The 20,502-nt window shown below is 45.7% G+C and carries 27 protein-coding genes; 14 read left to right on the top strand and 13 right to left on the bottom strand.

The window, feature by feature from the left end:
• The 3 genes from NTW12_15955 to NTW12_15945 all read left to right on the top strand — a co-directional run.
• The coding region (locus NTW12_15955) for a DUF559 domain-containing protein (protein MCX5847824.1) at positions 1-265 on the top strand (265 nt) is incomplete at its 5' end.
• 186 nt (positions 266-451) lie between these two features.
• A complete protein-coding gene (locus tag NTW12_15950; GenBank protein MCX5847823.1) occupies positions 452-967 on the top strand; it encodes a hypothetical protein in 516 nt (171 codons plus the stop codon).
• Between the two features lie 8 nt (positions 968-975).
• Positions 976-1,623: a hypothetical protein gene (locus tag NTW12_15945; GenBank protein MCX5847822.1), complete on the top strand. Its 648-nt coding sequence runs from the start codon at positions 976-978 to the stop codon at positions 1,621-1,623.
• A gap of 59 nt (positions 1,624-1,682) precedes the next feature.
• On the opposite strand, the gene NTW12_15940 is transcribed toward NTW12_15945, so the two are convergent.
• Positions 1,683-3,419: a GAF domain-containing protein gene (locus tag NTW12_15940; protein MCX5847821.1), complete on the bottom strand. Its 1,737-nt coding sequence runs from the start codon at positions 3,417-3,419 to the stop codon at positions 1,683-1,685.
• Positions 3,420-3,757: 338 nt separating this feature from the next.
• Between NTW12_15940 and NTW12_15935 the strand changes: the two genes are divergently transcribed.
• The 3 genes from NTW12_15935 to NTW12_15925 all read left to right on the top strand — a co-directional run bounded on the left by NTW12_15935 (position 3,758) and on the right by NTW12_15925 (position 5,998).
• Positions 3,758-4,972, top strand: coding sequence for a VanZ family protein (locus NTW12_15935; GenBank protein MCX5847820.1), 1,215 nt, complete (start codon positions 3,758-3,760; stop codon positions 4,970-4,972).
• A 156-nt stretch (positions 4,973-5,128) separates the two neighbouring features.
• Entirely contained in the window at positions 5,129-5,440 is a 312-nt protein-coding gene (locus NTW12_15930) for a DUF2442 domain-containing protein (protein ID MCX5847819.1), read from the top strand.
• Between the two features lie 69 nt (positions 5,441-5,509).
• Entirely contained in the window at positions 5,510-5,998 is a 489-nt protein-coding gene (locus tag NTW12_15925) for a response regulator (GenBank protein ID MCX5847818.1), read from the top strand.
• 86 nt (positions 5,999-6,084) lie between these two features.
• Here NTW12_15925 and NTW12_15920 read toward each other — a convergent pair whose 3' ends face one another.
• The 8 genes from NTW12_15920 to NTW12_15885 all read right to left on the bottom strand — a co-directional run bounded on the left by NTW12_15920 (position 6,085) and on the right by NTW12_15885 (position 11,640).
• Positions 6,085-7,740, bottom strand: coding sequence for a GDP-mannose dehydrogenase (locus NTW12_15920; protein MCX5847817.1), 1,656 nt, complete (start codon positions 7,738-7,740; stop codon positions 6,085-6,087).
• Positions 7,741-7,913: 173 nt separating this feature from the next.
• Positions 7,914-8,153, bottom strand: a complete 240-nt coding sequence (locus NTW12_15915; GenBank protein MCX5847816.1) for a type II toxin-antitoxin system prevent-host-death family antitoxin — start codon at positions 8,151-8,153, stop codon at positions 7,914-7,916.
• A 193-nt stretch (positions 8,154-8,346) separates the two neighbouring features.
• Complete coding sequence (locus NTW12_15910) at positions 8,347-8,721, bottom strand: PIN domain-containing protein (protein ID MCX5847815.1); 375 nt, start codon at positions 8,719-8,721, stop codon at positions 8,347-8,349.
• Positions 8,715-8,960: a hypothetical protein gene (locus NTW12_15905; GenBank protein ID MCX5847814.1), complete on the bottom strand. Its 246-nt coding sequence runs from the start codon at positions 8,958-8,960 to the stop codon at positions 8,715-8,717. Before NTW12_15905 ends, NTW12_15910 begins: the two co-directional genes overlap by 7 nt.
• Before the next feature lie 291 nt (positions 8,961-9,251).
• On the bottom strand, positions 9,252-9,440 hold the full coding sequence (locus NTW12_15900) for a hypothetical protein (GenBank protein MCX5847813.1): 189 nt from the start codon (positions 9,438-9,440) through the stop codon (positions 9,252-9,254).
• 126 nt (positions 9,441-9,566) lie between these two features.
• On the bottom strand, positions 9,567-9,908 hold the full coding sequence (locus tag NTW12_15895; protein ID MCX5847812.1) for a DUF86 domain-containing protein: 342 nt from the start codon (positions 9,906-9,908) through the stop codon (positions 9,567-9,569).
• Positions 9,895-10,194 carry a nucleotidyltransferase family protein gene (locus NTW12_15890; GenBank protein MCX5847811.1) on the bottom strand — a complete coding sequence of 100 codons (300 nt, stop codon included), beginning with the start codon at positions 10,192-10,194 and terminating at the stop codon, positions 9,895-9,897. The genes NTW12_15895 and NTW12_15890 overlap by 14 nt, the downstream gene beginning before the upstream one ends.
• Positions 10,195-10,455: 261 nt before the next feature.
• Entirely contained in the window at positions 10,456-11,640 is a 1,185-nt protein-coding gene (locus NTW12_15885; protein MCX5847810.1) for an ATP-binding protein, read from the bottom strand.
• A 124-nt stretch (positions 11,641-11,764) separates the two neighbouring features.
• Here NTW12_15885 and NTW12_15880 point away from each other — a divergent pair, with 124 nt between their 5' ends.
• On the top strand, positions 11,765-12,091 hold the full coding sequence (locus NTW12_15880; protein ID MCX5847809.1) for a hypothetical protein: 327 nt from the start codon (positions 11,765-11,767) through the stop codon (positions 12,089-12,091).
• Between the two features lie 103 nt (positions 12,092-12,194).
• Entirely contained in the window at positions 12,195-12,812 is a 618-nt protein-coding gene (locus NTW12_15875) for a nucleotidyltransferase domain-containing protein (GenBank protein MCX5847808.1), read from the top strand.
• Between the two features lie 6 nt (positions 12,813-12,818).
• Here NTW12_15875 and NTW12_15870 read toward each other — a convergent pair whose 3' ends face one another.
• Positions 12,819-13,097 carry a hypothetical protein gene (locus tag NTW12_15870; GenBank protein ID MCX5847807.1) on the bottom strand — a complete coding sequence of 93 codons (279 nt, stop codon included), beginning with the start codon at positions 13,095-13,097 and terminating at the stop codon, positions 12,819-12,821.
• 121 nt (positions 13,098-13,218) lie between these two features.
• Here NTW12_15870 and NTW12_15865 point away from each other — a divergent pair, with 121 nt between their 5' ends.
• The 4 genes from NTW12_15865 (at position 13,219) to NTW12_15850 (ending at position 15,109) form a co-directional block, all read left to right on the top strand.
• Complete coding sequence (locus NTW12_15865) at positions 13,219-13,512, top strand: nucleotidyltransferase domain-containing protein (GenBank protein MCX5847806.1); 294 nt, start codon at positions 13,219-13,221, stop codon at positions 13,510-13,512.
• Positions 13,500-13,907: an HI0074 family nucleotidyltransferase substrate-binding subunit gene (locus tag NTW12_15860; GenBank protein ID MCX5847805.1), complete on the top strand. Its 408-nt coding sequence runs from the start codon at positions 13,500-13,502 to the stop codon at positions 13,905-13,907. The genes NTW12_15865 and NTW12_15860 overlap by 13 nt, the downstream gene beginning before the upstream one ends.
• 379 nt (positions 13,908-14,286) lie before the next feature.
• Entirely contained in the window at positions 14,287-14,655 is a 369-nt protein-coding gene (locus tag NTW12_15855) for an endonuclease domain-containing protein (protein ID MCX5847804.1), read from the top strand.
• A 217-nt stretch (positions 14,656-14,872) separates the two neighbouring features.
• Positions 14,873-15,109, top strand: coding sequence for a type II toxin-antitoxin system HicB family antitoxin (locus NTW12_15850; GenBank protein MCX5847803.1), 237 nt, complete (start codon positions 14,873-14,875; stop codon positions 15,107-15,109).
• Between the two features lie 263 nt (positions 15,110-15,372).
• On the opposite strand, the gene NTW12_15845 is transcribed toward NTW12_15850, so the two are convergent.
• The 3 genes from NTW12_15845 to NTW12_15835 all read right to left on the bottom strand — a co-directional run bounded on the left by NTW12_15845 (position 15,373) and on the right by NTW12_15835 (position 16,438).
• Positions 15,373-15,657 (bottom strand): AbrB/MazE/SpoVT family DNA-binding domain-containing protein, encoded by a 285-nt coding sequence (locus tag NTW12_15845; protein ID MCX5847802.1) that lies wholly within the window; start codon positions 15,655-15,657, stop codon positions 15,373-15,375.
• A gap of 152 nt (positions 15,658-15,809) precedes the next feature.
• Positions 15,810-16,202, bottom strand: a complete 393-nt coding sequence (locus NTW12_15840; protein ID MCX5847801.1) for a type II toxin-antitoxin system VapC family toxin — start codon at positions 16,200-16,202, stop codon at positions 15,810-15,812.
• Complete coding sequence (locus NTW12_15835) at positions 16,199-16,438, bottom strand: DUF1778 domain-containing protein (GenBank protein ID MCX5847800.1); 240 nt, start codon at positions 16,436-16,438, stop codon at positions 16,199-16,201. The genes NTW12_15840 and NTW12_15835 overlap by 4 nt, the downstream gene beginning before the upstream one ends.
• 365 nt (positions 16,439-16,803) lie before the next feature.
• On the opposite strand from NTW12_15835, the gene NTW12_15830 reads away from it, so the two are divergent.
• The gene (locus NTW12_15830; GenBank protein ID MCX5847799.1) at positions 16,804-18,114 is read left to right on the top strand and encodes an ATP-binding protein; all 1,311 of its coding nucleotides are present in this window, start codon (positions 16,804-16,806) and stop codon (positions 18,112-18,114) included.
• Between the two features lie 697 nt (positions 18,115-18,811).
• Entirely contained in the window at positions 18,812-20,041 is a 1,230-nt protein-coding gene (locus tag NTW12_15825; protein MCX5847798.1) for an ATP-binding protein, read from the top strand.
• Positions 20,042-20,502: the final 461 nt, after the last annotated feature.

Below are 20,502 nucleotides of genomic sequence, written 5' to 3'. Positions count from 1 at the left end.
GGGAGGTATGGAAGCTGATAAAAATAATTTATGCAGCTACAACAAACGCTTACAACCTTTTGCCAATAAGCTTCGCAAAGAGATGACCAAGGGAGAGGCATGTTTATGGAAATATGTCTTGCGGGCCAGACAAATGAAAGGGTATCAATTCCGAAGGCAAAGGCCGGTATTGGATTTCATTGCCGACTTCATGTGTAAAGAGCTTCGTTTAGTTATAGAGGTTGATGGAACCTCCCCCTACACCCCCTCCAGAGGGGGACAATGAGGAGAGTGTCCCTCCAGAGGGGGACAATGATGAAGGCGCCCCGCCAACGGGTAACAAACGCTTATATTAGTCAAAGCTCCCACGAAATCCGCTGAATATATTCATAAGAAGCATATTATCCTGACATTTATTGCTGCTTTCCTGATTGGTTTTGGTGTCGCAGCGGTGATTATTAACCTGGTGAACATGAATGAGAAGAAGTATTTGAGTGCGGAAGTGTTTCTAAAGAAATCAGACGAGACCATGCAGGAATTGCAGAAGATCGGAACCACGCTGAACGCTCTAACCGTCAAGACGGACCCCACTGTTGAAAAACCCCTGACAGACAGTAAATCTTCAATCACACCTCAAGGCAAAAATACAGCTGTCCAGGGCATGCAAAGTGATATTTCTCTCGACAGAATTAAAGTGTATATCCATTATCCCAGGGAAAAAGATGGAAAAGCAGCGGAGGTCCTTTCTGATTTTTTAAAGAGTAAAGGCTATCTCTTCGCTAATACCGAAATGGTTCACCATAGGAGCCGGGAAATACGGTATTTTCACGATGAGGATAAAGAAGCGGCGCAGCTCCTGCAAAGGCATCTGAATGATTTTATTGCCGGTTCATATGGCAAAAGAAAATTTACTATCAATATTAAAAACTGGGGACGGTATTATCCCAGCGCTTCAAAGGGATCACTCGAAGTGTGGGTGTTTTTTTAGCGAGATAAATGTTAGAAATCACAACAGCCAGCTACATGATACTCCTTATTGGGATCATGATCATATCCGGAGCATTAGGCGGTATGGCAAGCTCCCTTTTCAGAGAAGGGGATGACCAACCGTTCCTGGGTGTGATTCTTAAGCATACCTTTGTCGGGATTATCACGGCAATGACGGTGCCGTTGTTCCTGAATCTATGCTCGAGCGATCTGCTCGATGCCGCGCAAATAAAACCATTGAAACTGTTTATCCTGAGCGGTTTATGTATATTTTTTGCGCTTTTTTCAACGAGATTTCTTGAGCGAATCCATAGCAGCCGATTAAAAGGAACGGGACAGAATGAACGGGAAATCCATCCGGCAGGGGATCAATCGAATAGAGAAAATGAGCGCACGGGTCCTGCTGTTCCGAGGCAAAGCCCTGAAAAAAAGAAAATCGAAAACCAGCTTAAAATCTTGCGGGTGCTGGCCAATGAGAAGGACGTGCATCGAACTTTAAAAGACCTTGCGAGAGATGCGGAAATGTCACAAAAGGACTTTGAGGAGACACTCTCACTGCTGATGGCGAAGGGTTTGGTTGCGCAGGAGCTAAGCGGCGCTGACGAGATTCGATTTGTAGCAACGGCGCGGGGACAGCAGCAGTTAAATAAGATGTGAATATCAGTTGATATTTCCCTTTAACTCATAGGAAAGCTTTGAGAAATTTGCTCAGATTCTCAATGAACCGTGCGGTGAATGACTTCATAATAGGGTGACAAGCCATAGGACAGTTGTTCATTGACGTATTTTTTGAATTCCAGATCCGGCGGGATGTCCCCAAGACGGTTATAAGTATTTTCCGTGACCAGTGTCTGGTATCCACCCCGCGAAATTTCCTGCAAGTGGAATGCGATGTTAATAACACTGCCGATGGCTGTGTACTCCATCCTTTTTTCTGATCCGATATTTCCAACAATCGCTTCCCCGGTATTGATGCCGATTCCCATGTCCAACACACCCTGGCCACGGGCCTGACGCCGGGCATTAATAGCTCGCATCTGTTCCTGCATTTTTAACGCCGCGTTGATAGCGCGGTTGGCATGATCGGGTTGATCCAGCGGTGCGCCGAAGAAGGCCATCAGGCCGTCACCTAAAAACTTGTCCAGAGTTCCCTGGTACTGAAATATAACATCCACCAGTTCCTTGAAAATTTCGTTCAGGAACTCAACGACCACTTCGGGATTGTGGTGTTCGGCAAACCCGCTGAAGTTGCGCAGATCGGCAAAAAGAATACTTACTTCTCTGCGTTGCCCGCCCAAATGGACGCCTGGTGCGGTGTGGAGAATTTCGTTGACGATCTGCGGCGAAAAGTAACGTTCGTAACTTGCCCGGATACACTCCTGGCGTTTAATATTCTCGTGAAGACGGGCTTTGTCGATGGAGATTGCCGCGTGGTCGGCAAAGATGGACAGAAGATTGAGATCATCCTGGTTAAAGGGGTTTCCGTCGCGTCGGTTAATTACCTCTATTACCCCGATTATCTGATCTTTTAGTTTAAGCGGTAGACAGATGATGGCACGTGTTTTAAATCCTGTTCTCTTGTCAACATCCGGATTGAAACGGGGATCCTGTGCCACATCGTTTATGATGAGCGGCTCCCCATGCCGGGCAACCCAACCGGCCACACCCGCATCTAACTTCAAGGTTATCTGCTTCACTTGCTGACCTTTGTCCCCCAGAGCCAGGCGAAAGACAAGCTCCTGCGTGTCCAGATTCAGAAGCAGTACAGAACTCGCCTCAGCTTTCATAATATCTGTGGCGAGGTCCATGATAATCTTGAGAAGCGGGTCAATTTCCAATACAGAGTTTATATTTTTTGTCACCTCGGAAATGGAATGGAGCTCTGAAATCTTGCGATCGGCGATTTCGAAGAGGTTGAAATTTTCAAGCACAATTGCCAGATTGTTAGCCAAAACCTTGGCAACTTCAAGATCTTCCTCGGTAAACGGGTACTCCTTATGCCGGTTGATCAGTTCCAGCGCGCCCAGGGTCTTTTCCTTGATGCGTAGAGGCACACAGAGGATGTCGGTGGTCTTGTAATCAATCTTTAAACTCAGATCCCTGTACCAGCGAAGATCTTTCGTAACATCATTGACAAGAAGGAGTTGCCCGGTTTCAACGACCCACCCGGCGATTCCCTCACCGGGCTTGAGTTGAAATTGTCTGATTGCATCAGCCTTCGGCCCGTGTGCAACCCGAAAGGACAGGTTTCCCGTATTGCGATCGGTGAGGATAAGTGAACCGGATTCCACCTGCATCATCTGAAGAACGAGTTCCATCATAAGGTTCAAAAGACGATCCATATCGACAGGCAAAACGGAAAGCTCACTGATCTGTTTCAGCAGGGTTAATTGAAAATCCCGGAGCGCCAGTTTGCTCTCAGCAGAGGATAGATTTTTCAGACGCTTAACCATGATTAATTAAGATTCTTCTCCCATTTAGTTGCAAAAAGGATTCAAGGATTCAAGTATTCAAGTGTTTGTTTTCCAATGATTTTATAAGGTCTTTCATGGTTCCCCGCCTTCGCGGGGACAAGTTTCATGATTCGTGGCGCCCCTCATGGGGGCATGGGGATTACTATAGAAACAAGACGCCTGCGTGTCAAGGAAAAGTAGAAAAATAGGGACAGTGCATTTATTTCTGCATATCCCATTGATTTAGCGTCATATTCAGTAAAATAAATGGGCTCTGCTGTCCCTATTTTAAGTCCACATTTCTCCGATGGTATGATATATACTATCAGGTTGTTCCTATGGTATTCCAAATAATAAGCAAATTTACGTGCAGGTTATTCCATAAGAAAAGCACCGCATTTTTTGGGGTCATTATTTTTGCTATATGTACAATAACGCTCATAGCGGGACTCTGGCCTTTTGAATTTCACCCTGTAAATAAGGTTGCGTGGCTCGGCGACAGGAATGGCGTCAATTTCTACGGCCAGTCCATGATCGTGAGCCCCATCCTCTGGGATGATCCACAGAAATCGCCGTTTCAAAACAAATCAATCACCATAGAACTCTGGGTGCACCCCCCGGCTAAACTCAGCGATGTCGGTATTGGCCGAATAGTATCTCTCTATGATGGACAAGAACCGGACCTTTTATTTTTAGGTCAGTGGAAATCTCATCTGGTTATTTGGAGCAGAATACAAATTATTCAGAACAAATTTCAAAAACCGGTCAAACGCAGAGACTACGGAGAAATCGGCCTCCGCGACGCCCTTTCCAAAGACAACGATCAATTTCTGACGATCACATCGGGGGCGGGAGGAACGTCAATTTATTTGAATGGAAAGCTTGTTCGAGCTAACCCCGGTTACAATGTGCTTTCCGGATTTGCAGGAATTCCATTTCGATTAATGCTCGGCAACTCACCGACCGGTGAAGGTTACTGGACCGGATATTTATCAGGCCTTGCCATTTATAATCAGACGTTAACGTCTTCCCGGGTGTTGAAGAGTTACCGGGAATGGATGGATAAAGGATATCCTTCAACACCAAGAGAAAATGGGTGTACAGCGTTGTATCTGTTCAATGAACGAAAGGGAGCAATTGTAAATAATCACATGGATACCGGCAACCAACTTTTAATCCCTGAGGTATTTACGCCTTTTCGACGGATCGTATTGTCGCCCCCATGGCATGATTTCCGTTGGGATAGATCGTCTCTGCAGGATATCACGATTAATATTATCTGGTTTATACCCTTCGGTTTCTTCGGTGCTGCTTTCCTGGGCAAAATGAAACAGTTCAGGAAAAGTACCCTATATCTGACGACAGCCATGATCGGTTTAGGGCTCAGCCTTGCGATTGAACTCCTGCAGGTGTATATCCCCACGCGGCATTCCCAGCTCACAGATGTGATATGTAATTTAACAGGAATCATCATGGGACTGGTTCTTTTCCACAAAATGGTTTTCCCCTCTTCCGAAGATACTCACGGATCAAGACATTGCGAGGAGCCTTAACTCCGCCGGCCGTTAAAGGAAAGGGCTTCGCATACAATTACTAAAAGATATTATTGACAACTAAGCGGTAGTTGGGCATATTTACTTTATGCCAACTATCTTGAGAAATTGAAAAGCTAATTTTTGAGCATAATAAATTCCTGAAGGATAAGTATTATGAATATTTTGGCAATTGAAAAAGAAATAACTGAGCCAGCAGCTATTCGCGCATGGGTTGAAAAAAGAATGATTTATATTGAATTAACAGATGGGCGTATCATCGGTTTTCCCGCAAATCGATTCAAAATATTAGCGAATGCTTCTGAAGAAAAACTAAAAGAAGTAACCATTCGATTAAATGGCTTTGCGCTTCGCTGGGAGTCGCTTGATGAAGATATTACAGTCCCTGGTATAGTAGCCGGCAACTTTCAGCTGCCCTTATCTAATGATAATCTGCCGGTAGGGCAAGTGTATAAGAAAGGTGTATAATTTATCTAACCCGTTTAAACTCCCCCTTTTCTAAAGGGGGAGTGAGGGGGATTTTTCAAAGGAAACTCTATGGCCAATTTCAAAAACAGAAAAAAGAGGGTGTTAGTTGTTGATGATGAGGAAAACATACGGGAAATCCTTACAGAGTATCTCAACGACATTGGTTATAGGGTGACATGCGCCGTAAACGGTCAGGAGGCCCTGCAGATATACAGTGGAGGGCATTTCGATATCATACTGTCGGATCTCGTTATGCGGCCGATGGATGGAATGGAGCTGCTCAATGAAATCAGGAAAGTAGATCCGGACGCAATATTCATCATGATTACCGGCCATCCCTCCGTAGAATCTGCCATGGAAGCTATTAAGAAAGGGGCCAGGGATTATATCACGAAGCCCTTCAACATTGATGAAATCAGAATGAAGATTGAAAGAGCCCTTCTTGAGCGGAGCCTGCGAGGGAGATTGAAGAATATCAAGGGGGCCGTCTGGGCTCTCCTGATTTCCATCCCCGTGTGGCTGGTTCTCGGCATCATACTGGCGAAAGCACTCAAATAGTTAATATTTCACTTGCACCTTGCACCTTGCACCTTGCACTTTGCCCCTTTAACCTCGCACCTATTTTTTATCCTTGCCCCTTGAACCTATTTTTTCATTCCTTGAACCTCGTCTTTTATTCTCTTCACATGACCGCGGCCCAATCCTTTTACCTCACAGCCAAGCTCAAAAAATCGCCTGATCCTGGCGTCATCTAAGATCCCAAAACAATCCACCACAGCCGCTGGCCGCCCCGTCATTTCTACAATACTGTCCGGTGTTAAACGCAGATATGCCTCGTGCCGTACCGCGAGCACAACGGCGTCTGCCTTGTTCAGAGTATCAGAAATATCCTCATCGATGCGCAGTTCGGTAAGCCTTTCCTGGTTGCGGAAGAAGCGGGATTTCGAATGACCGGGCGCCGGATAACTTTCCTGCTTTTCAAACTCCCACCAGTGTTTCACGTAGGGATCATGAACCGCAACATCGGCCCCCATCTCTGTCAGCTTGCGGACCAGGATTTCGGATCCACTGTAGCGGGTATCCCCAACATCCTCCCGGTAAGACGCCCCGAGAACGGCAATCTTGCAGGCAGCCACGATCTTTCCCATATTCCGCAATGCGTCCCTCACCAGTTGCACGGCATGAAGTGACCTTGTATCGTTTATATTGATAGCTGCCGGTGTTATTTTAAAAATGTCGTCTTCAAAGCCCATCAGGGTGTGGTAGGACCATACGCCAAGACCGCCATCCTTGGGAAGGCAGTAGCCCCCGATCCCCGGTCCCGGAAAGATGATATTCGAGTGGGTGGGTCGCACGCGGATGGCTTCCAGCACCTTGATAAGATCCACCCCATTCCTTTCCGCGAAAATACTCCACTCGTGGAGATACGCCAGGATCGTGGCGCGATAGGAATTCTCCACGATCTTGCAGGTTTCACTCTCAATCGGCCTGTCTAAAACCGTGAGGGGATACTTTTCAACATTCAACACATCGGACAGGAATGCCGTGACGCGTTTCCGCGCTTCTTCATTGATACCGCTGCAGACCCTCCAGAAATCCCGTATCGAGGACACATAGTGTCGTCCAGGCATGACCCGTTCAAAGGAATGAGCCAGGAGGGGGTCACGATCAAGGATTCCCCGCTTTTCAAAGGCCTTTTTCATGATAGGGTAAGCAATATATTCCGTTGTACCCGGGGGGACCGTTGTTTCAATGAGAACCATGCAATCCGGTTGTATTCTTTCGCCGATAACTCTGAGGCTATCCTCGAGGGCGGCAATATCCGCCTCCCCGCATCGCATATCGCCTAAGGTTTCTTTGTTGTAATCGCACTGAACATCAACTACCACGACATCGGCAAGGGAAAGGACGTCATAAGTGAAAGTAGCCACTAACGTCTTCTTTTCATTCACGCAACGATGAATTAACGGGGCAACTTCCGGATCTTCCGATTCTACGGGTGCAAAACCACGGTTAATATAAGGAATCTTCCAGAAGGATCGCGTTGAAGGACGCTGCATCCCGATGACAAACTTTGAAGGTTTTCCCGTAGAACGATCAACGGTATCGGCGACAACGCCTGCCATGACTGCTCCCACAAATCCCAATCCCATTACGACAACAACTTCGCGCCCAACTGCTTTTTGTTCCTGGGCAAGCTTACTGAGGCGTTCGAATTCCATCTTATAGTCCTGTTCCCGGGGAAGGGGAAACGATTCACCATTGGGAGAGATGGAAACTAATTGTTCTTGTTGCGTCATTATAAATTCCTTTCATAGGTCATAGGTTAATCCCCACTTTGATAAAGGGGGGTGAGGGGGGATTTATTTACTTTCATAAAATCTCAGCGGGGTAACTACAACAAAATCATTGCATTGTAAAGCGAGACTTTTGCCATCAAGGCTCCAGCAGAAGTACGTCAACAGCAAGTTGTTCAGCGGCCGTAACGCTCTTCCTGTCTACCCTGGATAACGGTCTCGCTCAAGGGGCTGCTCCGGGTCTTGATAGATAATCGGAAATCACGCAGGCTGGGTAGCCGTCTTCCCGTTCCTGAAGGAGGAACAAGCCGGGCCACCTCCTTACCCCTGCGCAAGAGAATAACTTCGGCGCCTTCCTCCACGCGATCCAGAAGCGAACTGAGCCTATTTCTGGCTTCTTTGACGTTTATTTCCATATCATTTACCCCCATTCATTCTGAAGTGTACACTTAATTGCTGTATGCCTCCACACTTTTTTGTGCAAAAGCATGGAGGCATGGGGGGGAATTCCGGGGGAATTTCCCGCCCCTTGAACCTTATTCCTTGTCCATTATGTCATTTCGACCGCGTCTATGTGTCATTTCGACCCAAGGGAAAAATCTTTTTCATTTAAAGAAGATAGGGGATTTCGACGAAGGGGTGTTTCTGCGGATTGAAGTCTTTGGTGTTGCGGGTGCACAACTTGACGCCGTGGAGTATGGCAATGGCGGCCTGAAAGGCGTCGGGCAGCTTCCATCCGTACTGCCGCCGGAGCGCGGCGGCTTTCTCGGCCACGGCGGCATCGATCCCCAGTATCTCGAAACTGCTGAGCAGAGGCACGGCCTTCCGCTCCCCGTCCTTATCCAGACCCGTCAGAATCTCGGCATAGCTGATCACCGAGATGGCCGTCTTCGCCGGATCTAGCGCAAGAAGAAATTCAGTCGCCCGTGGGACGCCGTTGAGGTGGTCGATGAGGATGACGGAATCGAGCAATTTCTCTAACATGAAGGTTTTTCCCACTCCGAGCGGATCTCTTCCTGGTAGCGCAGGGCGTCGCCCCGATTCCAGATTCCCCCGGTGTTCTGCACGAGTTTCCGATATGAGGTATCACCTTCCGCCGCCTTCAGGCAGGCGATGCCCCTGCGGATGGCCTCCGCCAGGGAAACTCCGTGGAGCCCGCTGTATGCGGCCAGCCATCTTTTTTCCTGTTCCGAAATCGTAATGATGGTTCTCGTACTCTTCATTTCGTGACCTCGTCGTAAATTCTTGTCATGTCATACAGCCATAATATGATTTTATCAGGCCATGTGATATATGTCAATATATATCGTTTAATGATTCGATGTCAGGGCACTGTCCCGTTTTTTTCAGCTTTCCCCTCGTCCCTTTCCCCTTGAACCTATGATTTGCGCACCTGCTTCATTATTCCCAATGTAATTGCAAATACAGATTTAAAATCGCTCTTTGAAAAAGGAGGATTAGGGGTGATTTCAGGGACAGAAAAAGGTTATTATGAAAATTTTCTAGGTTATTGATTATTTGGAGCCAAAAAGGTCGTTAAGAAATGCTTCTTTATTCAAAGAATTTTGCCAAAGTCGATGGCGCTTAATGCTTTCAAACCTCTTTTCTTTAGAGAGATTAATAAATCTTACAGTATCTACAGGACCTAACTCTTTGATCAGTACCTCAACACCTTTTTTTACAACAGTATCTTCATCCATCATTAATATTACCCTTTCACCTTGTCACTTGCCCCTATATTTTTTGTCCCTTGAACCTTTTTCGGTATTTGATATGGGGAATTACTTTAACGAGGAATTTAAGGCTTACGCTATCGTGGGCACAACGTGTTATTTTTCCTTCAGGATCTCTTCCAACCTTGCAATTAGTGGTGGCATATCCTCCCGAAGGATTGTCCAAAGAATGTCAAAATTTACGCTATCGTAGCCGTGTATCAGACGGTTACGGAGATCCGCGATATCGCGCCATGGAATCTCCGGGTGCTGCTGCCGGAAATCATCGTGCACTCGTGCGGCCGCCTCGCCCACAATCTCCAGCAGACGCGTCAACGCCAGGTTCAGTTGCCGGTTATTGTCAAGGTCGGTGCGGCAAAGCCCGACGGTCATCTCTACGGCCTCACGGGCATTGTCCAACATATGCCGAACGCGGACAAGTAAATCATGCCGCGTCATAAAACACCTCTGCTTCGGTCAATACCTTATCCCGATAGTATTGGCTTAGGTCCTGTGGGGTGTTCATGTCCACCTTCCGCCCCAAAATCTGCGACAATTCGCGCTGCATGCGGAAAAACGACAGACCAGGAACATACTCTGGATAGAACTCCACCAGGACATCAACATCACTGTCAGGTTGGAAATCTTCTCTCAACACCGAGCCGAACAATGCAAGCTTACGAATGCGGTTCTGGAGACAGAACTGTGCGATTCGATCCCTCGGTATAGTGATCTTTGCATTCATGGCATGACCTACTCAATAATCCTCAGAGACCCTTGAAAAACACACTCCTCACGTCATTCCGGCGGAAGCCGGAATCCAGAACTATGCGAAATGAATGGATTCTGCATCAAGTGCGGAATGACGAAAGAGGGTTGCATTGCAGTTGTGCAAAGCTCTCCATTTAAGATCAACGTTACTGATAATTCTATCCACAATAGTAATCGGAGTCAAGAAGTTCTTCAGAGCCCCTTGAACCTCGCCCCTCGCCCCTATCCCCTTGCTCTACAGTTCCAGAGCAGGGATAAATCCCCGTATATCCTTGAACTCTTGCGTAATAATGTATTGCTCTTGTAAGCCCAGTGATTTACTCAGCGATGTAAGCCGTCGGTAATCATCTTCTGTACCCGTTCTTTTTACTTCGAGGCCAACTGTACGGTCGGCAAGAATAAAATCTATTTCCCGTCCGGAGCGTCTTTGGTAATATTGGATTTTGCCGTATTTCCTCAAATTAAGATAGACTGCGTTTTCCAGAAGAGCGCCATTGCTGACTCGGCCGAAGTGGCGGAGAAACCCGTTATCACACAGATAGACTTTCTTCGTGCCGCTGACTTCCCTGTCGGGATTGCGGGTAAAGGGCGTCAGAAGGTTAATAAAGTACGTTCCCTCCAGAAAGGCGAGATATGCATAAACGGTTTCACGCGAGATGCCAACTTCGGATGCAAGCTTCGATATGTCCAGTTTGGAGCCCGTTCTCTGTAATAGCAGCAGTAACAGATCGCGAAAGTGTCTGATCTGTTTGAAATCCGATATCAGTCGGACGTCTTTTTCAAAATAGGATTTGAATATATCGTTCAGTTGGGCGATCTTATCGTGGCGATCTTCGGTCAGAACAACCTGCGGAAATCCTCCGTATTCCAGATATTCTTCATAGAGTTTCCTGGTTTTCTCAAAGGTAACGGGATTCTTATAGTTGTCCTTGTCGGTTAATGATTCATGAAATTCCTTTGCGTGATTCTTGAAAATAAGAAATTCTTCAAAATCAAGGGGATAAAGATCAAAAATGATTTTTCTCCCAGCCAGACTTTCCGGAAAAAGGTTTTTAAGATAAAAGCTGCTTGAGCCGGTAAGAAAAAATTTCACGTTATAGTGGTCTTGCAGGTACTTGACGGCTTTGACAATGGCGGGCATTGCCTGGATTTCATCAAGAAAAATATATGATTTTTCTCTATTTGATATGCCATAGACCTGAAGATTTGCCCAGATGTTGTTGTAGTCCTTCTCTTCAAATATCCGCTGGTCAATGGGATTTTCGATGTCAATGAACACCTTGTTTTTGCCAGGGATCTCATCGAATATCATTTGGAGCGCCGTCGTTTTGCCTACACGACGCATACCGGTTACTACAACAATCTCCGGCGTATCGATACGATTTTTCAGTTGCTTATGAATTATCCGCTCATATTGCATGTATACATCTTACATATTTATTATAATTGTGTCAAGCAATAGCTATCATATTTCGCTGCCCCCTTGTCTCTTGAACCTTGAACCTATCCCCTTGCCCCTATATTCTGTGGATGAGAGGCGCCTGATGGCGGCGGCGCGCTATGTGGAGCTGAATCCTGTGCGTGCCGGTATGGTGGACCATGCATGGGAGTACCCCTGGTCGAGTGCAGGTTTTCACTCGGGCGTGTGCGCTGTTGATCCACTGGTGAAGGAGAAGACACTGCCGACGTTGGCAGGAAACTGGCGGGAATTTCTCAGCGGCGGTGATGACAAAGAGGTGGATACTCTCCGTATGGCTACAAGAACGGGACGACCTGCGGGTGATGAGGTTTTTATTACTGCACTTTCGAAGATAGCGGGAAAGAATGTAATGTGTGGCAAGCCGGGGAGGCCGCGGAAGAAACAGAAATGATAAATGGTATTATGTCACCGGATTTCCTCCTTGTTCCTTGCACATTGTTCCTTGACAATTAGGGCTGATTTCTATAGCCTCCAATTAGGAGTTATGGCTACATATGAAAAAAAAGCAGAATAAAGCGATAGAAGAATATACGAAACTTTTGAAGAAGCTGTATGGTACGGTTGTCTTGAAGGCTGTAGTGTTTGGATCCGTTGCACGAGGAGAAAACGACAAAGATTCCGATGTAGATATCCTCATCGTTATCTCAGACAAATATGCGAAATTGAAAGACGAGATAGGTATGTCTGCCTATGAGATTGCATTGAAAAACAACGTGGTGTTCTCACCAATTGTGATGGATGAAAGCACCTACGAATGGTACCGAATCAACAAAGACCCCTTCTATAAGAACATCCGCAGAGATGGAATCGAGATTTGGACGAAAAAACCAGAGAGCTTATTAAAGTCCGCAGCCGTACTGCTCACAAAAAAACTGGAGCGATCAAAGCATGCCGGGGTGGAAGCGGCATTCAACCAGCATTTCATTAAAACCAGAATTCTCGAAATAGAATATGGGAAGATATTCAATTATGTAAGACAAAAAAGGGAAGAAAGCGATTATACTGCAAAAGTTATGATCGAAAAGGAAACAGCAGAGAAGATAGTGAAAGATTCAAAGAGATTCATACGACGGATGAAAAAATACCTCATAACCATTAATGATGCCCAATAGTAGAAGTCACCGAGCGATAATGCAAAATCCCTTTTTAGCTTGAACTTTTTCCCTTGAACCTTTATCCTCGCCCCTTGAACCTATCCCCTTGCCCCTATATTCTGTCCCTTGATCCTTTGTATTTTCTGACTTCCTCAGAAAAAACAATATCGGCGCCATCAATAGTAACGCCACAATAGAAAACGGAATCCCTCCCTCTCCGTGAAGCGAACTTTGGAGAATTCTCGGGTCAACGTAAGTCCTCAATAATGTCAGGGTAGTAATTCGAATTCCATTCTTAAACATGGGATATTCCGGGGCGATTCAGTAAGGTATTATGTCCTCGGATTTCACCTGTCTTAAATACATTTCTTTATTGTAATTTAAACGGAAATCTGCTTGAATACGATACGTTATAATAAAGAATATGGAAAATAAATATCTTACTGAATTAAAAGAATTATTACAGAATCTTGCGAAAAACAGGAACATCGGGATATACCTGTATGGGTCTCGTGCCCGTGGAGATAATTTCGCGTCTTCCGATGTCGATATTGGTATATTACCCAATGATCAAATAGACGCCGTAGAAATAGCCTTCTGGCGGGAAATAATAGAGAATTCGAATATTCCCTACCATATAGAACTCGTCAATTTAAATGAAGTATCAGATGATTTTAAAAAAGAAATAATGAAGGATGCCGTTGCATGGAACGTTTAAGATTAAAGCATAAGGATGCAATGCGTGCTTTGACTACTCTTGAAGAAATAGCGAAAGAACCGTTTTCAATGATTGTCAGAGATGCAACAATCCAGAGATTTGAATACACATTTGAGGCCCTGTGGAAATTTGTTAAAGAATATCTTAAGGAACACGAAGGTATTCATGTCAATTCACCAAAAGCCTGTTTCCGGTCATTACTGTCAACCGGATTACTGACAGAGGAAGAGACTAATAAATGCCTGGAAATGACCGATCGAAGAAACGATACATCACATACCTACAAAGAAGCGGTAGCAGAGATTATCTTTGGAAGAATCAATGACGATTATGTGATGCTCATAAAAGAAGTTTTAAGAAAATTATCACTCCATCTTCACATTATAGAGAAATGATGGGTGATATTCCGGGGATATTCCTGGGACATCCGGGATGGTCAAGGGAAATCTCCGTTTTCCCCTTGACATTTCTTATCATGGATGTCCCCGTATTTCCCTTCAGTGTCCTTATACAAAGATTTTAAATTGGACATTAAGATATTTGAGACTATGCACGGACGTTTTTTTTCGATTCAATACTTTTAAGAATTCCCCCTTTTTTTAAAGGGGGGATGAACTTCTTGAAATGCCAAGTCCCCCTTTTTTAAAAGGGGAATAACATCAAGTCCCCTTTCGTAAAAGGGGATTGCCCAAACTCCAGGTCCCCCTTTCGTAAAGGGGGATTGCCCAAACTCCAGGTCCCCCTTTCGTAAAGGGGGATTGAGGGGGATTTTTTATGCTGCCCTTCAAGAAGAAACTCAAACCATTCGCCCGGAATTTAAGAAGCAACATGACCGATGCCGAACAGCTTATCTGGTCGAAGATCAGGAGGAAGCAGATAGGCGATTTACAATTCTACCGGCAGAAAAATATCGGTCATTACATCGTGGACTTTTACTGCCCAAAGGGAAAACTCATCGTGGAGATAGGTGGTGGGCAACATTATGAGAATGATGGGATGAAGAAAGATCGGGCAAGGGATCGATATCTTCAGATGCTTGGATTTGCCGTGCTGCGCTTTTCCGACATAGACGTGCTCAAAAACATTGATGGAGTAGTTGAAAGAATCCATGAACATTTAAAATCCCCCCTGACCCCCCTTTAGAAAAGGGGGGAACTGGGGATCAACCTTTAGAAAAGGGGGGGAATTTGAAATGTCCAAACTCCAGACCCCGTAGCTTGCTACGGGGTAGTTCATTTGTCTTGACACATTGACACACAAGAGTGCCTTCTCCTATACTGCACATACAAATAGGAAAGCCTCATATAGCTGAAACCCAATACTTACAATATGAACAGAAAGTAATGCAGGGGGGAAAATAATGAGTGTATATAAGTTTTCAGTTGTAATCGAAAGGGATAGCGATGGATATTTTGCCCTTTGCCCTGAACTTCAGGGTTGCTACACACAGGGAGATACGTATGAAGAGATTTTAGAAAGTATAAAGGATGCTATTCGATTTCACATAGAAGACAGAATTGAAAGCGGTGAAGAAATTCCGCAAGCAGAATCGATAACTCTCACCATGCTGGAAAGATTCTCCACCCAAAAGTCTTAGCAAGCATTATCAGAGATGCTAATTTAACAGTGGAAAAATTTAAATATCTCTTAAAATGAGCCTCCCGCATTACCAAGAAAAAGAAATGATAAATGGTATTATGTCACCCGATTTCGCTATTTCTCTTTCGCTCATGGATTCTTTAAAACGTCATGGGTGCCGGGGATTGGATAAAAGCAGACCTAACTGCTTATCGGTCTGCATTTGTATCTCCTGTGGAAGTGTGTGGTAGTCCCGGACAAAGTTTTTAGTGAAGAGCAGCTTCATCGTTCGGCTTTTTTCAAGGCATTGAGGCTGTCTGCAAGGTTATCAAAAGGACCGACCACATCCCCCCTGGCGATGTCTCTGTCGGCTTGAACCTCACCCTTCTGCCACTCTTCGGTATAAAAGTATGCCTGGTCTGGGTGTACCAGCTTCACGGGCTTTAAAATCAGCTCGCCGTTCTGTATTTCACCTTCCAGGAAATCCCCGATGGCGATTTTCAAATCCTTGCGTAAGCTGTTTGGAATCGTGATCTGGTAATTCTGTTTTACTTTAACGAGGGACATTTTACACACCTCTCCTGTTTTAGTGTATTATATAATTTATAAATATTTAAAATTTGCTATTTTATAATAGTGAACGCACCACGATTGTCAAGTGAAAAAAACAGTGGAAGAGGGGACAGATTTACTCACGCTTTGTGCAGGAGGATGATGTATCAAGGGACTATCTTGTCCAGTTGGTCAATGGCGTCAAAATGCCTGTCCCGTGTAAAGAGCGTTCCGCCGACGTTCATACAGGATGCGGCAATCCATACGTCATTGATGGGGATTTTTGTTCCTTTTTTGATGAGAGACAACATGATGGTGGCGTATTTCCGGGCCACCTCGTCATTGACATCGATAATGTTGACGTGCAAATGCGTAATAAATTGATGCAGTTTCCCTTCGTTGAGTTGCTTCTTACCCCCCTTCATAAAGCCATAATGCAACTCTCCGAGGACGACAGAGGGGATAAATAGCTGTGTGCCATGGATCGCCATCATCTCTACGACATCCGGTAAGCCCTGGGCATAATCCGTGTAGATGTTTGTATCGAGAACGAGCCTCATTTCCAATCTTCCTCATTGACCTTCTCGAAAACATCCAGAGAGCGCCGTAATTCATCTGCTTCATCAGAGGTAAGCCAACCTGCGAAACTTCGGATGAATTGTTCGCGATCCCCGGACAGACCCAATTTATCATCAATGGCTTCCAGGATAAACTTCGTTTTTGTCTTGCCTGATAGTTTCGCCTGTTCCTTTATTATCTTTTCCTTGTCCGACGCTATCCTTAGACTAATGGGCATAGATACACCTCCTGTATCTCACTTTCGAAAAATGTATCTCATTTATGAATTTTATGCAAGAAAATTCTTCAGGCGACTTCCAAGGCATGAGGGTTTATAATAATGGTAATTCCGGGGACGCAATACTATTTTAAGGAATATAACGGTCAGGAAATTGTATTACGTTCCCGGATTTCCTGATGACTACGTCCCTGATGACTGATAATAGCCTGGCTAATATTGATTGACATTCCAATAAAGACATGTTAATCAGGATTGCAGTTTGAAATCTTTTCGTTTCCGCCCTGAGTACATTCGAAGAAAAGCGCCGCCGGGAAGCCCCGGAATGAAAACAAGAGTCTTTTTCAGGAATTCAGAGGTTTCCGATGATAAGTATTGAAGTTAAACAGAGAATACGCCACATGAATCCGTGGTTGGAGCAGCCTCAGCGGGCAGAGGAATACATCGGACGATTCTTGCCATCGCCCTACGTTCCCCGGAAAGTGGACATGCCCTCCATCGTGACAAACCGGGCTTTTCTGGTTGTCGGCCCCCGTCAGGCAGGCAAATCCACGTTTGTCTGGAATACGCTGAAGCCATTGGCCCCGCACATCCTTTTCCTCAATATGGAGGATCCCCTGCTACGGGTCGGCTGTGCCTCCGCCGTTGAATTCACTGCCCATATTCGTGAAACCTACCCCTTTATAAAAGCCGTTTTTATTGATGAAGTGCAACACATGGCAGAAGCAGGCCTCTTTGTGAAGGGCCTGGTTGATGCCAGATTGGACATGTCGCTCTGGATTACCGGTTCGTCATCCTTTCACCTGAGAAGCAAAACAAGGGAATCCCTGGCAGGCAGGGCCACAAGGAGAAAGCTGCTTCCCTTTAGTATGGGAGAACTGCTGAGTTATCGGCAACCCGCGAGTGACATTTCACGGCGATACGAGTCAGAGCAGATACTTAACCATCAGCTCATTTACGGCAGCTACCCCGCTGTGTACCTGATCCAGGAACCCGGCGAGAAAATTAACCTTCTCAATGATCTGGTTGAATCCCTTATCCTGCGGGACGCGTCAGACCTGTTTCGCATCAAGCGGATCGATGCCTTTCGAAGATTGCTGACCCTTCTGGCAGGACAGATTGGCCAGATTGTGAATCTGTCGGAACTTGCGGCCATCTGCGGAGTAGATGTGGGGAGTATCGGGAATTACATTGAAATCATGGAGGAAAGCCATATCATCAAAGTCCTTTCACCCTTCGCCGGCGGCAGGCGCCGGGAAATAACACGGGCTCCGAAAGTATTTTTCATTGACAACGGTATTCGAAACCAACTGCTGAATCTTTTTTCACCTGCAAGTCCAATGAGAGCGGACCGGGGAGCGCTTTTCGAAAACTGGGCTTTCACGGAAATCTCCAAGGCCGTCCCGATCACAGCGGACATAAAATTCTGGCGTAGCAAAGGGGGCGCGGAGATTGACTTCGTCATTGAAAACGCTGGTAAAATAGTGGCGGTGGAGGTTAAAAGCACGGCTTTGCGCCACCCGAAACTCGGCAGATCTGCAAGAAGTTTCATCGACGCCTACAGGCCGGAGCGGTTTGCCCTTTTGAATCTGACACTGGACGAAGAAATGGACATCGAAGGGTGCAGGGTAAATTTTCTCACACCCTGCCATTTTATCCAATGGCTCACCGGATAGTATGAGATATGGGATATTCCGGGGATGTCATGCACTTATCTTTCTCTCCGGATTTCCAAACGCGTTATATTATAATAGTCGCGTGAATTCGTTAATACTCAAATCACAGTCATGGAGAATCTTACTCATCAAACCGCTGCCGATGGTTTCGCCTGCAATGATACTTCCTGTCATTATGCCCGACACAATCAGGAAACCAGAATGTTTTACTTGCCCCTTGCCCCTTTAACCTTGAACCTACATTCTGTCCGTAGGACAGGCGTCTCCCCTGTTTCACCTGCTTCATCATTCCCAATATGGGACCTTTGAAAAACACACTCCTCACGTCATTCCGGCGGAATCCGGAATCCATAAGGTCTCGAAAAGACCGCGAATATCGTTATGTGCCAGTTCATGGAGACCCAATTAGCCGGGATACCAAAATGCCACTGTGGCATTTGAGATCTGATACCGCAAATGGATGTCTGGTCGCCTGATCACCTGTTCGACAGGCTGACCCATTGGAAAGAACAAAAAGATTGGACGGCTGAAAGGGCGTTACAAAAAGCCACCGGTGGCATCCGGAAAGCTCAAGGGAAATCTCCGTTTTCCTCTTGACATTTCTTATCATGGATGTCTCCGATTTAATATTGTACAGCATATACACAAATGTCTTGACATTTATGCTCATCTATGCACAATTGTCAGCATGGAAAGAATGGTAGGTACTTATATATTTGATCCCCGAATGACTGCGGGAAAGATGATTTTTTTGACAGGTCCGAGGCAGGTTGGTAAAACCACGTTCGCCCAGATGTGGTTGAAATCTTCCGGCACAAAGGAGACCTACTTTAATTGGGACGATCCGTCAGTTCTCTTGGAGTATAAGAGAAATCCGTTATGGTTTAAGAATATCGTGGAGGAAAGATTCAATAAAGATCCCGTTCCGATGGTCTTTGATGAGATTCATAAAAATAAGCACTGGCGAAACATTCTAAAAGGTTTTTTTGATACCAACAAAGAGAGGATGCAACTTCTTGTTACCGGTTCAGGACGGTTCGACACTTATCAGCGACCAGGAGACTCCTTATTGGGAAGGTATTTTTCATACCGGATGTTTCCACTAGGTCTCCCGGAAGCAGTTGGTGATTTTTCGCGTATTCTCAACGATGGTGAAGTATTTGCCAATGGCGGTAAATTAGCCAAAATTGTAAGAGACGCGAAACTGAAACAGGCTGCCGAAGGTTTAGTGCTGCTGAGGAAATTCGGCGGCTTTCCGGAACCATTTCTGAGGGGTGAAGAAGAGTTTCACCGTCGATGGCAGAAAGATTACAAAACTTTGATTGCCAGAGAAGAGGTCAGAGATCTCTCACAGATCCAGGATATAAGGGGAGTTGAAGTGCTGATAGAGGTGCTGCCTACGAAAGTTGGTTCGCCGCTAAGTATCAAATCGCTTAGTGATGATTTGGCATATAACCAGAGGACAATAGCGCGATGGATAGATATCCTGAGCGCCCTCTATCTCGTTTTTACGCTGCGTCCCTGGCACAGAAAGATCACCAGGGCAATAAAAAAAGAGCCTAAATTATACTTTTACGACTGGTCTCTCCTGACCGACGAGGGGAATCGCTTCGAAAATCTAATTGCAGTAAGTCTGATCAGAATGGCAGCCCGGTTAACGGAAAAAGGTCTTGGAGATTACGAAATCAGGTATATCCGTGACCGCGAAAAGAGGGAAGTGGATTTTGTCATGGTAAAGGACGATAGCCCCATCTGTCTTATCGAAGCTAAGGAGGGCAGCAGGGAAATCAGTAAAAACGGGAGGTATTACAGTGATAAACTGGGTATCCCTTTCTACCAGATCGTCAACAGGGCAGAGAGTGTCGAGGAATATCCAGGAAATTGTTTTGTTATTCCGGCTGTGAATTTCCTTATGCTGGCAGGCTGAGTATTTTCGTAATTATCCTCATGCCCCTGTGGGACACCACGAAGGCATGAAAGTTATGCACTTACGGCGGCACAAGAATGTACCGCCTATCGATAGACGGGGTTTTCTAACCCCGTCTCTGGTTTTATTTCGTAATAAATAAAAAAGCCCGCTGATCATTAACCAGCGGGCTTTTAAACTTTCAATCCTATTGATTTAAATTGTTATTTCTTTCTCGAAACGATCCCTATTCCGAGTAACCCAAGGCCGAGAAGCAACATGGAGGCCGGTTCGGGGACTGTGCAGACAAAGCGTCTTGCACCATTATATAGTGTTTCGAGGCTGGCGGGTTGGCCCAAACTCAATCTTCGGCAAAGGTCAATTTGCAAGAGGTTATCCGGCAACTCATGAATGAACGATTGCTTTCAATGCGGTTCTCTATCACTCAGCGGCGCGCCTCCGACGAGCTCGATTTGACGGCC

It is taken from the genome of Deltaproteobacteria bacterium (genome assembly GCA_026388545.1).
In the GTDB taxonomy this organism is placed as follows: Bacteria; Desulfobacterota; Syntrophia; order Syntrophales; family UBA2185; genus JAPLJS01.
Note: the sequence above shows the minus strand (reverse complement) of the source record. Positions and strands in the feature narration are given on the sequence as shown.